Below are 14,680 nucleotides of genomic sequence, written 5' to 3'. Positions count from 1 at the left end.
TATTGCATACGCCCTATACATGTAGATACCCACTTTGATAAGGTAATAACAATGTTGCAATTAGATACCAGTGGCTGGCTAAATAAAGCCAAGATGATAAAGTCCCCCAATTATAATGCACGCCCAGATGATATGGACATTGATTTATTGGTGATTCACTGTATTTCATTACCAGAAGGGCAATATGATAACCATTATGTTGAATCACTTTTTTTAAATGATTTGGATTGCAACTTAGATCCAAGCTTTAAAGATCTTAGAAACCTTAAAGTCTCAAGTCATTTTTATATCACAAGGTACGGTGAGATTATCCAGTTCGTGGCAACTGAAGATCGCGCGTGGCATGCCGGAGCGAGTACTTATAAAGGTAAAAGTAATTGCAATGACTTCTCGATCGGTATTGAGCTGCAAGGTACTGATAAGACAGTTTTTACTAAAGGGCAATACATAAGCTTAATTGAGCTTACAAAAGCAATTATTAAAAGATACCCTGCAATTAAAGGTAATATTGTTGGTCATAGTGATATTGCGCCAACGCGCAAAACAGATCCAGGTAGTGGGTTTGATTGGGTGCATTTTCGGGAATATATCTAATGGCTGATTGTTTCCTTTGTAAAGCGCTTCAGGTAGAATCTCATCCCATGATGGAAGGCTAAGACCTAATAACAATGAAAAAATCATTCTACAACATTCCTGCCACACGGCTTTTGCCAAGTAAGTGGGATATTTTCTCTTTATTTTTTGTACTTTCAATGGTGTTTGTTGTTGCTTGGGTATGTAGCTCGCTAGGTGGAAATGTTGATTACCGCAATCTTACTAGCGTGACACAATATGAGCATATCTCCATGGATCTGTGGAATCTGCCAAGATACGCAGCTGACACTACGGTGCGCATGTTTATCGCATTGTTTTGCTCATTTATTTTTAGCTTTGTTATCGGTGCATGGGCGGCTAAAAGCAAGCGTGCTGAGAGCGTGATTATTCCAATTATTGATATTTTTCAATCAATTCCTATTTTGGGCTTTTTAGCCATTACCATCACTGGATTTTTAGCTATTTTTCCGTATTCGTTATGGGGGGCGCAATTGGCAGTAATCTTTGGACTTTTTACCGCTCAAGCTTGGAATATGATGTTAAGCTTTTATCAATCACTTAAAACCATTCCTAAAGAGTTGCGTGAAGCGGCTGATATGTATCAATTATCAGGCTGGCAGCGTTTTTGGAAGCTTGAAGTGCCTTTTTCAATGCCTGGACTTATCTGGAATACGATGATGTCGATGTCAGCGAGTTGGTTTATGATTGTGGCATCGGAAAGTATTGTCGTTAATTTCTCAGCGACAACGTCAGCTGCAATTAACTTACCAGGAATCGGTACTTTTATCGATCAGGCAAATAATGAAAGGAATTTCACGGCAGTGATAGCCGCTATTGTTGTCATGCTGATTGTGATTGTGCTTTATGATCAACTGATCTTTCGTCCGATTGTTAAATGGTCTGAGAAGTTTGTCGTTAGTGATATGCAGCAAGAAACAGGGTCCAATTCATGGTTTTTAACGTTATTACAACGCTCAACAATCCTGCAAAGTTTTAGTCATTTTATGGCAGTACAAGCTAATCGTCTGGTTAATATTTCCTATCTTAAAAAAGACTTAAGTAAAAACTATAATCAAGTCAATCATCAAAAGAATGAGCGTGAAAACTCGCGATTACAAGCGGCCATTTGGCAGCTGTGTGTGGCATTAAGTGTTGCTTTGTTTTTGTATCTATCTTGGCAGTTTATCTATGGTAACAAGCAAGATCCAATCACCTTTGCTGAGACTGCCAAAGTCTTTGGTTATGGTGCATTAACCGCATTGAGAGTTTTCGTACTTATTATATTAGCTTCCATTATTTGGGTGCCAATCGGTATTTGGATTGGCTTAAGGCCAAAGGTTGCTGAGAAAGTACAGCCTTATGCGCAGATTTTTGCCGCCTTCCCTGTGAATGTGCTATATGGGTTATTTGGAACAGTTGTTATTGCGTTTAATTTGAATTTTAATATCTGGTGTGTCTTGCTTATGGCATTAGGTACGCAATGGTATATCTTATTTAACGTGATTGCCGGTGCCTCAGCCATCCCTTATGAGTTAAAAATGGCAGCTAAAAATATGCAGTTAAAAGGTATGGTTAAATGGTTTAAGTTTTTATTTCCTGCTGTGATGCCATTTTATGTCACAGGCGCGATTACTGCCTCAGGTGGTGCTTGGAACGCGAGTATTGTTTGTGAGTATATCAACTGGGGTAAAGACTCAGTGATTATGGCCTCAGGTATTGGTGCTTATATTTCTGAGCAGTATAATGCACCAGGAGACCACACTGCCAATATTGCGTTAGGTGTGGTTGTGATGTGTATTTTGGTGGTTCTGACCAATAAGCTCTTTTGGCGTAGATTATATAACTATGCTGAGAAGCGCTTTAGCATGAATATGTAAATATAGAAGCATAAATGTAAACTTTTAAAAAACCGTGATGCACGAGATTTAAAATTTTCTAAGGAATCAAATCTATGGCAAAAAAAACAAAGAGACAACGCAAGGCTGAAGTAATTAAAGAGCAGTCTATGACGCCAAAACAAAAGTTAAATAAGGCAAAAACCTTAATTGAGTCGGGCTGCTATAGTGCCGCAGTGGCATTGATTTCTAATTTAGAACGTAGTTCTCCAGATCGTGATGTATTCGTTGACACATTGATAAAAGGGTATGATGGACTGATTTGTCAACAACTTGAAGCAAATGAGTTTGATAAAGCCTATGCTGCTTACAAAAAACGTGCCAAGTATAGTGAGGATGGAATATCTCCTGCTATAACATTAACGCTACTGGCAAAGTGTCAGCTTATTGATGAAGCAATAGCGTATTATCGTGAGCACCACATGCAGTTTTCTGTGCATAAAAAACAGGATTTTGATGCCATAAGTACTCTAATACCCTATGTTTTTTTGCAAAAGCGGCTTAGTAAGAAAAAGGACGGTGAGACCTACCTCTTCCGTGAAACCATGATTGCAGAAAACCAACTCAAGCATGCATTGCACCAGAAAATAAATGAAAATGTGCCACAAAGCAACATATCGGCTCTCGGGGTGTACCGTGATTTACGTTTGGTTGTTAAAGGGATTCAGGATTATACGCTTGCAAATATTCATTGTTTTGAAAGAGTCAAGGAGGGCAGCCCTTTTAAAGAACTTGCGATGGTTTTGTATATTGGTCTATTGCCAAAGTTCATGCATATTGAATATCTGTCTTGTTTAAGCAAAACGGGCGTATCGCTTTATTGTAAACTTAATAACTTAACCTCAGAAGCAACAAAAGCTTTAACACAGCTTATTGATAGTGATTTAAGCACTAATAGCCACCTGCAGCGCTATTTGCAAAACAATATAGACTCATTTTCAAAAGAACAGCTTCATCAAATGTTATTGAAAACTTTTAATTGCAATCAACAAAGTAAGTTCAACATGTATTGTGTTAAGTATGGTGAGTTAAATGAACTTGATACGTCAAAAAATCAAGCGCTTGAGAGCTTAAAGGTAGCAAAGAAGTCACGTGATTTTGACGATGTTTATGATTGTTTAGAAATGTATGAAGATTTGGCAAGTGAGCTTGCTCAAAAAGATACCCAAACTGCTAAACGCCATGCAAGCTTAATTTATTATTATCTTTCTGAAGAGTTTAAAGACTTCTTGGATCAAGAGGAAAAAGATGAATACTACGAAGATGCATTATTATGTGATGAGTATAACCTGATGGCGCGGTCACAATGGGTAAGCAGTCAAATTGATGCGAAAGGCTATACTGACAAAAAAGTTCAATTAATGATCGCTAAAGCCCATAATAAACACCCAGATGACCTCACGATGCTGGAAAATCACTTGCAGAGTTTACATTTTCAGAATAAAAACGTACAGGCACTTAACCTCGTTTCTCAAAAGTTCAAATACCCTATAATGAAGATCAAATCTAGTGTGCTTAAGTGTATGTTATTTAGCCTTGTTGAGCAACTCAAGCTAGCACGTCTAACACCGGAGGATATCGATGAGCACATTTCAGTCATTTACCACTACCTTGATGAGAATGATCAGGATTTTTTCAATATCCTTAAGCAGGCTGCGTCTTGCTTGCTCAATCAAGAAAGCAGAACTTCAAATTACTCGCTATTGAAATTTAGTCTAGGGAAAAATAAGACAAAAACAAACGTTGACTCAAAATGGCAGGATTACTTTGAAACAGCTGATCATTTTTATTGCTTTGTCATATTGGCAGCTTTACTTGGTTATAGTAGTTTTAATGATTATCCGAAAGAGCTCTCAGCGATGGCAAAGCAAAAGCATGCTGAGTATTTATCTACTATGCCACAAGCAGTCCGCCAAACACTTCATAGGTTGGGTGGTATTTTAGATCTTCTTAAATACCAAAAACTGTTGTTTCCTGCATTTGTTAACTTAGTCAACAGTGATAAAATGAGTGATGATACTCGCCTTGAATTATGCTTTGTGTTAGAGGATATGCATTTGTTGTCTTATCTGACCAAAAGCAACAAAAATAAATTATTATCAGGGCGCAGCAAACTCTTTATAGCAGCGCAATGTTATTATTCTGCGCTCGAAAGTAATGATAAAAATAAAGACCCATTTTCCTATTTAACCACGGGAGATACTTTAAATGCACATCTTCAGGATTTACCTGAAGATCATGCATTAAGTAGTCGCATAACGAAATTATTGATGCGTTATGCAAAGAAACTAGAGAATTTTTTACCGGAACTGGATTATTAATCGAAGGAATACATGATGAACCCTTATTTAATTTTAAATGTGACACCAGAGGATACAGATGAGCAGATTAAGTCTTCCTATCAAACACTTATTAAGCAGTATTCTCCTGAAAAATTTCCTGAAATTTACCAGAAGCTTCAAGAAGCCTACGAGAAAATAAAAGATGTAAATGTTCGTGTTTATTATGAGTATTTCTCAGTAGATATGGTAGATAAACATGATCTTTGTACGCAACTAATATCAAACAATGTATTTGATATTACTAATAGGGAGCAGCATCTTCTTGAGTATTTTAATATAGGGCAGTCATATGGCGACTAAAAATGATTTGTTAAATGAATTTAGCGCTTTCATAGAAAAAAATGATGCTTTGTTAGATCAATGTAATGCTTCTTTACCACCTGGGTTATATGATCTGTTTGTGCTGATGGCTGAAGTTAAAAATGAGACAAAACGATCGGCTAAACAAATGCAGCAAGTACAAGCTGTTTATGATCAGACCATTGGAATGTTAGAAACGCAGATAAATACGCAAGAAAATTCGCAAGCACAGCTAAAGCAATATCTAGATCTTGAACATGAAAGGCAGGCTAAGTTAAGCGTTTTAAACATAGTGAGCTATCGTGATAGGCTATTGCGCAATTTTGAAGTCGCGCAAATGTTGCAAACACAGCTGAGACAAACTTATTTTAACAAAGAGTCAAAGCGTTTAGTCAATAATCTGATAACTGGTTTGGAGATGGCTTTGATGCAGGTGGATCAAGATTTGAAAACCTATGGCGTGAAAAAAACAGAAGCTATTGGTGAAGTATTTGACCCTAAATATATGAAAATACATGCACTTGAAAAACATGAAAATAAAGAAAACATGGTAGTCCTAAGTGAATTGATTGCAGGCTATCGTGATCAATCGGGTAAATTAATTCGCTATGCAGAAGTTATTGTCAATAAATTATAAGTTAATCTAAGGAGAAAAAGGTTATGAAAGAAACGATTATAGGCATAGATTTAGGAACTACTAACTCTGAGGTAGGCGTATTGATCAATGGTCAGACTACACTATTTAGTGATGAGCAAGGGAATCAAGTCATTCCATCTGTAGTGCACTTTACTGAGGATAAAAAAACATTGGTAGGTCATGCGGCCAAAAACATGTCTGGGCTTTACCCTGAGCAAACCATACATTCAATTAAGCGCAAAATGGGTTCTGATGAAAGTATTGTTATTTTGGGTGAGAGTTATACACCAACAGAAATCTCTGCGATGATTCTAAAAGAACTAAAAAAAATAGCAGAAAATAAGCTAGGCTATGCCGTGAACAAAGCCGTTATTACAGTACCGGCTTATTTCAATGATGTTCAACGCCAAGCTACAAAACAGGCAGGTGATATTGCAGGTTTGGAAGTAGTGCGTATTATTAATGAACCAACTGCTGCGTCAATAGCCTATGAAGGGGATCACAAAGTCGCTCAAACTATGCTTGTGTATGATTTAGGAGGTGGCACCTTTGATGTCTCAGTTATTGAAGTTAAAGATGGGTTAATTGAAGTTATTTCAAGCACGGGAAACAATCACCTTGGTGGAGATGATTTTGATGCTTGCTTATTAGAGATTCTAAAAAATAAGATTCAAGAACGATATGAGATTGATGTTGAAGGTGATTCTAAGGCAATGCGTCGACTAAAAATGGCAGCAGAGAATGCTAAAATTGCTTTATCTGAGGATGCTTTTACACATATACGGGAAGACTATTTTGCTGAAGATAGCGAAGGTAACGCGGTTCATCTTGATATCGAAATTTCTCAAGGTGAATATGAGGATCAGATAGAGCACTTAGTAGATAAAACTCTGAAAAGTGTGCATCAAGCTTTGAATGAAGCCAATATAACGACTTCAGATATTCACAATGTACTTTTAGTAGGAGGTAGCACCAGAACACCGATGATACGCCAGTCTTTAAAGGCGTTATTTGAGAGAGCACCTAGAATTGATTTACATCCTGATTTGTGTGTTGCCATGGGCGCTTCAATTCAGGCGGGTGTTATAGCTGGTGAGAAACAAACTCGCACGTTAATCGATATTTCGCCATATGCTTTCGGCACAACCACTTTAGACGGGAATTTGGAAGAGTCCTATCATATTCTCATTGAAAAAAATTCACCTTTACCTGCCCATAAAAGTGAGGTTTATTATAAGCTTCATCAAAAGCAAGAGAAAGTGAAAATGGATGTTTATCAAGGCGACAATAGTGACTATAAGAAAAACAAACACTTAGGTGATTTTTGGCTGGAGTTTAGTAAGAACCATGACAATATGGAAATTATTTGTGACTTTAAATTAGATTTAAACGGTATCTTAACGGTGAGCGCAACAGAAAAATCAACAGGTAAAACATCTTCTATTACCGTGGATTATGCCAGTGAAACACAAAAGCAATCCCTGGCAGAAGCCAAAGAAAAATTGGCACAATTAAATCAAGAGACCACGGAACAGTCGGATAATTTGGAGATAGAAAACTTCATCAAAGAAATACAATCAAAGCTTTCGCTTTTCTCACAAGAAGATCAGGAAGGTGCAGAGGAGTTGTTAGATAATCTTAATTACGCTATTGCTCAAAATGACGAGGATGAAATTAATTCACTCAAAGAAGCGTTGAGTGATTTAGTTTATTATTTAGAAAGTGAAATATGATTCAAAGCTGCCCCATTTGCCGTTCTAAAAAAATAGAGCACTTTATTTGTGTGCGTTGCAAAGCGGATCTCTCGTTAGTAGACACGTTGCTGCAAGAAGAGCATAATTTTTTACAACAGTGCAAGTCTGCATTGCTTAATGAAGATTATACAAAAGCACAACTGCTGGTTGCCAAATTATGCCAGATACGATCAAAGCGTTTTTATACTTTATTAAAGCGCTTTATTGATCATTTAGTTGATCATGATGGGATAACAGGATCATTAAACTTGCACAGTGGCTTATGTGCCGAGTTTTATGCTCCATCCCCTTATCATTTAGCAAACAGCCTTCGAGGAACAGTTATTATACTTGGTTATAATGCAGAAACTTAAGCAAATTATAGAGGTAAGCCATAATGAACAATGTGACAAATCAAGTAAAAGCTAAAGTGTCAAATAATATGACCAGTACCATTTTGAGTGTAGATAAAGTCTCCAAAGCATTTAAAAAAGCAGATCGCCAAGATTTGGTCGTACTGGATCATGTTGATTTTTCGATGAAAGAAGGCGAGATTGTCGCCCTTTTGGGAAAATCAGGCTCGGGTAAATCAACACTTCTTAGGATTATTGCCGGATTAACAGCACCAACAACAGGTGAGGTGGCATATCGCGAGAAAAAAGTCTCAGGACCGGTACCTGATATCTCGATGGTCTTTCAAAGTTTCGCACTCATGCCGTGGTTGACTGTTTTGCAAAATGTAGAGCTAGGGCTTGAAGCACGCGATATAAATGCTAAAGAGCGCAAGGAAAAAGCGCTAAAAGCGATTGATATGATTGGTTTAGATGGATTTGAAAATGCCTATCCTAAAGAGCTTTCAGGCGGTATGCGTCAACGTGTTGGTTTTGCACGTGCTTTAGTGTTACAACCTGATCTTTTATTGATGGATGAACCTTTTTCAGCACTTGATGTGTTGACTGCTGAGAACTTGCGTGAGGATTTGCTTGAACTATGGGAAAAAAATGATGCGATGAAGGGCATTTTATATGTCACACATAACATTGAAGAAGCGGTATTAACAGCGGATAGGATTATTATTTTTGGGAGTAATCCTGGCTTTATTCGTGGTGAGTTGAAGGTTGACTTACCTCATCCGCGCAACTCAAATGATGAGGCGGTTGGAGATTTGATTGATGAAGTTTATCGAATGATGACAACGGCAGAAACACGTGAGTTAACAGAGCGTATGAATAAGCGCAAAGCCCTTAATATTGGTTATCGCTTACCGGATGCTGAAGTCTCTGAATTAACAGGTCTTTTAACTGAGATGGATGATCTTCAAGCCAGAGGATCAATTGACTTACCAGACTTGGCAGATCATGTGCGTTTGGATATTGATGATTTATTCCCGATTATTGAAACGCTATCTGTACTGCATTTGGCGAGTGTTTCTGACGGAGATATCACCATGACAGCTTTAGGTAAGCAGTTTATGAATGCTGATATTGAAGAGCGTAAAGTGGTATTTTCTAAATTGCTAGTGCAGCACATTCCATTAGCGCGCCATGTGGTTAAAGTATTAAAAGAGCGGCCCAATAAGAAAGCGCCTGAATCACGCTTCTTATCAGAGCTTGAGGATCATTTGAGTGATGATGAAGCAGCACGCGTATTTAATACATTTATTGGTTGGGCACGTTATGCTGAGATTATTGAATATGATGCGGCACTTGGCGTGTTAAGCCTTGATGAGACGAATACCTAACTTAGATCACTTTTAGTGAATTAAGCATGATTAAAAAACAACAGAAGGTGATTATAACTGGCATTGGCTTTAGTTGTTTACGATCTTGAACAAGTACGATCACAAACCAGCTGACCATACCCCAAACAATACCTTCTGATATTGACAAAGTCAGTGGCATAAGAATAATCGTCATAAAAGCAGGAATGGCTTGTGTTAAATCATCCCAATGAATCTGTTTAACAGAACACAGCATAAAGCTCCCGACAATCACAAGGGCAGGGGCGACAACAAAGATTGGTACCATCATGACTAAAGGCGCTAAGAAGAGGAAAGGCAAAAATAATATGCCGACCACGACCGCGACTAGTCCGGTGCGCCCGCCTACAGAGATACCTGTGATTGATTCAACATAAACAGAAGTGGGTGAGCTACCCAAAAGACCAGAAGAGGCTGAAGCAAAAGAGTCTACGATTAGTGATCTTTTAATACGAATGGGTTGACCGTCTTTATCAAACCAGTTAGATGCTTGTGCTAAGCCAATTAACGTTCCCGTACTATCAAAAATATTAATAAACAAGAAGGTGAAAACCGCCGGAATAATAGCAACTTTAAAGCTACCCAACCAATCAATTGAGAAAAATAGCGAGAAGTCAGGCAGTGAAAATATGTGATCAGGCGTATGCATGATAATGTGATCACCAAAGAGACGTCCCACAGGAAAAGAGATAATACATCCTAAAATGATCATAAGTAAAATAGCCGCTTTAAAGCGATATGCTAAAAAGATAAGAAGTGCAAAAAAACAGATTAAGAATATGAGCGTTTCAGCGGTTAATGGCGCGATTTCCAATAAACCTGAAGGTGCTTGATGGATAAAGCCTGCATTATAAAAACCAACCAAAGCAATAAAAATGCCGATACCAGCGCCAATGCCGTGCTTAACCCCATCAGGGATCCCTGCAAGAATTTTGGTGCGGATATTAAAAAGAGCCAAAAGAGCAAAGATAACCCCCGACCAGAACACAGCACCTAATGCCACTTGCCAAGGGATGCCCCACGCTTTAACAATGGTATAGGTAAAAAATACATTCATACCCATCGCCGGAGCTAGTGCATAAGGATTTCTCGCGTAAACGCCCATGGCAATAGAAGCAAAGGCGGAGATGATGACTGTGCTTGTTACTAAAGCATTTTCAGGCATACCTGCTTGTGAGAGAATTTTGGCATTAACAACAATAATGTAAAGCATTGCTAAGAAAGTTGTGACACCCGCGATAAGCTCAGTGCGTAGTGTGGTGTTATATTTAGTAAACTCAAAATAACGGCGTAAAAAATGTAAAAAATTCATAACGGATTAAAGCTTGATTCCCAAGCGCGCTATTGTAACATGAAATACAAAACATACTATTGTAAAATCTCATTGATTCAACATGCAAATTGCTTCAAATAAAGCTTAAGTATTTTGCGATGCTTTGAGGTACAATCTTACTCATTATTGCGTTGTTATAAGGAGTAATTATTAAAATGCATTTTCAAATTAATCCATCTATTTTATCAGCAAACCTTGCGCATTTAAGTGATGATGTTAGAAAAGTATTAAAAGCAGGCGCTGATAATATTCATTTTGATGTGATGGATAATCATTATGTCCCTAACTTAACATTTGGTTCAATGGTATTAAAGGCATTGCGCGATGATGGTATCAATGCTGGCATGGATGTGCATCTAATGGTTGAGCCCGTTGATTCGATGATTGAGCATTTTGCCAAAGCAGGCGCAACGAGTATTGTCTTTCACCCTGAGGCATCAAAGCATATCGATAGAAGTCTTGGTTTGATCAAGTCCTTTGGTATTGATGCAGGTCTTGCTTTAAATCCGGCAACGTCTGTCAATGTGTGTGAACATGTGCTTGAAAAGATTGATAGACTACTGATCATGACGGTGAATCCAGGGTTTGGCGGACAAAGTTTTATCGATGCGATGTATGATAAGATCAGCACAACAGCAAAATGGATTAAAGAATATAAAAGCGATATTTTGCTAGAAGTTGATGGTGGTGTAAAAGTCGATAATATTGCCAAAATCGCGCGTTGTGGTGCCAAGGCATTTGTCGCTGGATCTGCTATTTTTAATGCGCAAAACTATAAGGAAGTTATTGATAAAATGCGCCAACAATTAGGCTGAGTAACCCGTAGTGAAAATGGATGAAAAAGCATTGATGAAAAAAATATTTTTTACCCTTTATTTTTTGATTGACCCGTAAAAAAATTGGTTCTAATATTCGCACTTTCTGTCGCTCTCTAACTTAAGGCATGATCACAATGACGGAAGTAAAAACATTAAGAAAAGACCTTAAACTGCGCCATTTAGAATTAATTTCTTTAGGTGGTATCATCGGATCAGCTTTTTTCCTTGGAACAGGATATATTATTGCCCAAGGGGGACCCGCGGTTTTAATATCTTATGCCTTAGGTGGCTTAATTGTGTTTTTAGTGATGCTTTGTCTGTGTGAGTTAACGGTGGCAATGCCCAGTTCAAGCTCATTCATTCAGTATGCAAGTGATTATATCTCGCCAACATGGGCATGTGGCACAGGTTGGTCTTATTGGCTTAATTGGATCGCTTATATTCCAGCAGAGTGTACGGCAGCTGGTATTATTATGCACTATATTATCTCGAGTGTGTCGGCGTTTACTTGGGCGATGATATTTGGATTGATGATTACTATCATTAATTTATCCAAAGTGCGTATTTTTGGTGAGATGGAGTTTTGGCTGTCGATTGTTAAAATTGCCGCGATTGTCATGTTTAGTGTATTAGCAATTTTTATCTTTTTTGGCTTGTATAAAAGCGGTGGTAAAATGCCGATAATCGGTACTGAGCATTTACTTGGGAATGGCGGATTTTTCCCACATGGAAAACTTGTAGTGATTAGTTTGATGGTTATGTTACTTGTCAATTTCCAAGGTTCTGAAATTGTATGTTTGGCAGCAGCTGAATCGACGGATACGGATGTGGCAATTCCACGGGCTTCACGCAATATCGCTATTCGTATTGTCTTACTTTACCTTGTTCCGGTTTTGCTTTTAGTGCTGATATTTCCTTGGAATAAAATGGAAAGTGATACATCTGTATTTGTGTTAGCGCTACAGCAGTATGGTTTTCATTGGGTTGCTGGCGTGTTTACTTTTGTCATTTTAACAGCGGCTTTTTCGTGCGCTAATAGTGGCATGTATGCAACAGTGCGCGCACTTTATGGTTTGTCCAATCAAAATATGGCACCTAAAATTTTCTCAAGATTAAATCGTCATCAAGTGCCCATGCCTGCAGCGGTATTTACTTTGATTTGCATTTGGATATTTCTAATTTTGTCATATTTTTTTGCTTCAAGTACGGCATTTTCTTATCTTTTAAGTATTTCAGGATTTACCGGTGCTGTTTGCTGGATATCAATTTGCTGGTCACAGTACAATTTCAGGAAACATTGTAAAAAGCATAAAATTGAATTAAAAGGCAAGTTCCGTACGCCATTTTATCCGTTGGTGCCACTCTTAGGAATCTGGTTGCAAGTAGCTTGTTTGGTGCTACTGTTTTTCAATGAAGAATTAAGACCCGCCTTTTATTTTGGGGTGCCTGCGGTATTGTTGCCAATGGTTGTTTATTGGGTTTATAAAAAATGCAGTATGAGCACAACCTGTGTGAAATAGTATCTTGCAAATAATCTTTTTATTTTTTTAGCAAAAATATTTATTTACAGTGAAATAACTTGCTGTTACTTTATGCAAAATTTTTAGCAGTCTTGATTTCAAACACTGATTCAAACATGAATTCAGCGCTTGAAATTAAATACGTCTGACGAAGGTCAGACATTGTTTAATTGGCACAAAACGGGAGTTTACATGGCCTTTAGTGAGTAAGGCGCACATGAGTTGATTACTTAGCGTGCGCTTTAGAAATATACAGGAGAAACCTTATGTTTATAGAGACAACCCAGTCTACTGAGTTGCCAAATCTGGCAGCCGGCAATTTGCCAAAGCATCAAACCGCTCAAGATGCACTTCCCAAAGATCATTTTATTACCAAAGATGGTATGCGCTTTGCAGGCTATCATTTGATTGCTGATTTTTGGGGATGCAGTAAAATCAATGATCTTGATTTAATGGAGCAAGCAATGCGCGATGCAGTGATTGCAGCAGGTGCAACTTTATTGCATATTCATCTGCATCATTTTACGCCTAATGGAGGTGTTTCAGGTGTTGCGGTTTTAGCAGAGTCACATATTAGTGTGCACACATGGCCTGAGTTTGGCTTTGCGGCATTTGATATTTTTATGTGTGGTGATGCCAAACCCCATGAGGCGATTAAAGTGCTTAAATCAGCATTTAATCCGCAAAATGTTTTGGTTGATGAGTTACAGCGTGGCAATGAGGGATTGATCTGATGTCTCATGTATTTCAAGAGACCTTACATAAAGGCTATGGACAAAGTTTAGAGGTACAAAATGTATTGTTTGAGCATAATACATCGCATCAACATCTAATGATTTTTAACAATCCTCTGTTTGGGCGTGTAATGACATTAGATGGTGTCGTGCAAACAACTGAAGCAGATGAATTTATTTATCATGAAATGCTCGTACATGTGCCCATGTTTGCGCATGGTGGGATTAAGCGTGTCTTAATTATCGGTGGCGGTGATGGTGGCATGTTGCGTGAAGTATTGCATCATAAAACTGTTGAATCCGTAACATTGGTTGAGATTGATCAAGCAGTGATTGAGATGTGTCAATGCTACTTCCCTATGCATTCACAGGGTGCTTTTGATGATAAACGTGTGAATATAGTCATTGACGATGGCGCTAAATTTATCGAGCAAACAATACAGAAATATGACTTGATTATTTGTGATAGCACGGACCCTATGGGGTGTGCTGAAGTTTTATTCCAGACACCATTTTATAGTGCATGTAAAGCAGCTTTAAATGATAAAGGGATTATGGTTACTCAAAATGGTGTGATGTATTTTCAACTTGAGCAATTGCGAAATACCAAGCAAAGTTTTGAAAAATTATACCAAGACTATACCTTTTATAAGGCAGCAGTGCCCACATATGTTGGTGGAGATATGGCATTCGGTTGGGGGACTGATGAGTTAAACCATCGAATGCAGACATTTGAAACATTGACGAAACGTTTTGACGAAAGTGGTATTAAAACGCGTTATTATACGCCTGAGCTTCATCTTGGCGCATTTGCATTACCACAGTACGTTATTGATGCATTGTGCGATTAATCACGCAATGAACTGTTAATATGACCTTTTTGGTTTGCCAAAAAATTTTCATAGAAGGAGATTTTCTATGAGCAATATATTTTCATTTAACTGAAGTTACGCACTTTTGATGTTTGAATTTAAGAAATACGACCACAGATTATGAGTGAAATAAATAAAACTGA

13 protein-coding genes are annotated in these 14,680 nt (G+C 37.9%); 12 read left to right on the top strand and 1 reads right to left on the bottom strand.

Going from position 1 to position 14,680, the window contains the following annotated elements:
- Nucleotides 1-51 precede the first annotated feature (51 nt).
- From ampD to ACTS4L_RS04270, 8 genes are all read left to right on the top strand, one after another.
- Entirely contained in the window at nucleotides 52-594 is a 543-nt protein-coding gene (ampD, locus tag ACTS4L_RS04305; protein WP_440615534.1) for a 1,6-anhydro-N-acetylmuramyl-L-alanine amidase AmpD, read from the top strand.
- Nucleotides 595-668: 74 nt separating this feature from the next.
- Nucleotides 669-2,471: an ABC transporter permease gene (locus ACTS4L_RS04300; RefSeq protein ID WP_440651741.1), complete on the top strand. Its 1,803-nt coding sequence runs from the start codon at nucleotides 669-671 to the stop codon at nucleotides 2,469-2,471.
- A gap of 74 nt (nucleotides 2,472-2,545) precedes the next feature.
- Nucleotides 2,546-4,810 carry a hypothetical protein gene (locus tag ACTS4L_RS04295; protein ID WP_440615532.1) on the top strand — a complete coding sequence of 755 codons (2,265 nt, stop codon included), beginning with the start codon at nucleotides 2,546-2,548 and terminating at the stop codon, nucleotides 4,808-4,810.
- A 15-nt stretch (nucleotides 4,811-4,825) separates the two neighbouring features.
- Nucleotides 4,826-5,131: a J domain-containing protein gene (locus ACTS4L_RS04290; protein ID WP_440615531.1), complete on the top strand. Its 306-nt coding sequence runs from the start codon at nucleotides 4,826-4,828 to the stop codon at nucleotides 5,129-5,131.
- Nucleotides 5,121-5,768, top strand: coding sequence for a nucleotide exchange factor GrpE (gene grpE / locus ACTS4L_RS04285; protein ID WP_440615530.1), 648 nt, complete (start codon nucleotides 5,121-5,123; stop codon nucleotides 5,766-5,768). The genes ACTS4L_RS04290 and grpE overlap by 11 nt, the downstream gene beginning before the upstream one ends.
- Nucleotides 5,769-5,791: 23 nt before the next feature.
- Nucleotides 5,792-7,501: an Hsp70 family protein gene (locus ACTS4L_RS04280; protein ID WP_440615529.1), complete on the top strand. Its 1,710-nt coding sequence runs from the start codon at nucleotides 5,792-5,794 to the stop codon at nucleotides 7,499-7,501.
- Nucleotides 7,498-7,875 (top strand): hypothetical protein, encoded by a 378-nt coding sequence (locus tag ACTS4L_RS04275; RefSeq protein ID WP_440615528.1) that lies wholly within the window; start codon nucleotides 7,498-7,500, stop codon nucleotides 7,873-7,875. The genes ACTS4L_RS04280 and ACTS4L_RS04275 overlap by 4 nt, the downstream gene beginning before the upstream one ends.
- Nucleotides 7,876-7,943: 68 nt before the next feature.
- Nucleotides 7,944-9,242, top strand: coding sequence for an ABC transporter ATP-binding protein (locus ACTS4L_RS04270; protein ID WP_440615593.1), 1,299 nt, complete (start codon nucleotides 7,944-7,946; stop codon nucleotides 9,240-9,242).
- 1 nt (nucleotide 9,243) lies between these two features.
- On the opposite strand, the gene ACTS4L_RS04265 is transcribed toward ACTS4L_RS04270, so the two are convergent.
- Nucleotides 9,244-10,572, bottom strand: a complete 1,329-nt coding sequence (locus ACTS4L_RS04265; protein ID WP_440615527.1) for an NCS2 family permease — start codon at nucleotides 10,570-10,572, stop codon at nucleotides 9,244-9,246.
- Nucleotides 10,573-10,748: 176 nt separating this feature from the next.
- Between ACTS4L_RS04265 and rpe the strand changes: the two genes are divergently transcribed.
- From rpe to speE, 4 genes are all read left to right on the top strand, one after another.
- Nucleotides 10,749-11,408 (top strand): ribulose-phosphate 3-epimerase, encoded by a 660-nt coding sequence (gene rpe, locus ACTS4L_RS04260; protein ID WP_440615526.1) that lies wholly within the window; start codon nucleotides 10,749-10,751, stop codon nucleotides 11,406-11,408.
- Nucleotides 11,409-11,545: 137 nt separating this feature from the next.
- On the top strand, nucleotides 11,546-12,931 hold the full coding sequence (locus tag ACTS4L_RS04255) for an amino acid permease (protein ID WP_440615525.1): 1,386 nt from the start codon (nucleotides 11,546-11,548) through the stop codon (nucleotides 12,929-12,931).
- Between the two features lie 266 nt (nucleotides 12,932-13,197).
- Nucleotides 13,198-13,665 (top strand): adenosylmethionine decarboxylase, encoded by a 468-nt coding sequence (gene speD / locus ACTS4L_RS04250; RefSeq protein ID WP_440615524.1) that lies wholly within the window; start codon nucleotides 13,198-13,200, stop codon nucleotides 13,663-13,665.
- Nucleotides 13,665-14,516: a polyamine aminopropyltransferase gene (speE, locus tag ACTS4L_RS04245; RefSeq protein ID WP_440615523.1), complete on the top strand. Its 852-nt coding sequence runs from the start codon at nucleotides 13,665-13,667 to the stop codon at nucleotides 14,514-14,516. The genes speD and speE overlap by 1 nt, the downstream gene beginning before the upstream one ends.
- The last annotated feature ends 164 nt before the right edge of the window (nucleotides 14,517-14,680 follow it).

Source organism: Cysteiniphilum sp. 19S12-1 (assembly GCF_052030685.1).
In the GTDB taxonomy this organism is placed as follows: Bacteria; Pseudomonadota; Gammaproteobacteria; order Francisellales; family Francisellaceae; genus Caedibacter.
The sequence above is the reverse complement of the archived record's forward strand: the minus strand, read 5'-3'. Positions and strand labels throughout refer to the sequence as shown.

What these genes read in the sequence shown, in the direction of transcription:
- ampD (WP_440615534.1), top strand. Translation starts at nt 52, where the DNA reads ATGTTGCAATTAGATACCAGTGGCTGGCTAAATAAAGCCAAGATGATA.
- ACTS4L_RS04300 (WP_440651741.1), top strand. Translation starts at nt 669, where the DNA reads ATGAAAAAATCATTCTACAACATTCCTGCCACACGGCTTTTGCCAAGT.
- ACTS4L_RS04295 (WP_440615532.1), top strand. Translation starts at nt 2,546, where the DNA reads ATGGCAAAAAAAACAAAGAGACAACGCAAGGCTGAAGTAATTAAAGAG.
- ACTS4L_RS04290 (WP_440615531.1), top strand. Translation starts at nt 4,826, where the DNA reads ATGAACCCTTATTTAATTTTAAATGTGACACCAGAGGATACAGATGAG.
- grpE (WP_440615530.1), top strand. Translation starts at nt 5,121, where the DNA reads ATGGCGACTAAAAATGATTTGTTAAATGAATTTAGCGCTTTCATAGAA.
- ACTS4L_RS04280 (WP_440615529.1), top strand. Translation starts at nt 5,792, where the DNA reads ATGAAAGAAACGATTATAGGCATAGATTTAGGAACTACTAACTCTGAG.
- ACTS4L_RS04275 (WP_440615528.1), top strand. Translation starts at nt 7,498, where the DNA reads ATGATTCAAAGCTGCCCCATTTGCCGTTCTAAAAAAATAGAGCACTTT.
- ACTS4L_RS04270 (WP_440615593.1), top strand. Translation starts at nt 7,944, where the DNA reads ATGACCAGTACCATTTTGAGTGTAGATAAAGTCTCCAAAGCATTTAAA.
- ACTS4L_RS04265 (WP_440615527.1), bottom strand. Translation starts at nt 10,572, where the DNA reads ATGAATTTTTTACATTTTTTACGCCGTTATTTTGAGTTTACTAAATAT.
- rpe (WP_440615526.1), top strand. Translation starts at nt 10,749, where the DNA reads ATGCATTTTCAAATTAATCCATCTATTTTATCAGCAAACCTTGCGCAT.
- ACTS4L_RS04255 (WP_440615525.1), top strand. Translation starts at nt 11,546, where the DNA reads ATGACGGAAGTAAAAACATTAAGAAAAGACCTTAAACTGCGCCATTTA.
- speD (WP_440615524.1), top strand. Translation starts at nt 13,198, where the DNA reads ATGTTTATAGAGACAACCCAGTCTACTGAGTTGCCAAATCTGGCAGCC.
- speE (WP_440615523.1), top strand. Translation starts at nt 13,665, where the DNA reads ATGTCTCATGTATTTCAAGAGACCTTACATAAAGGCTATGGACAAAGT.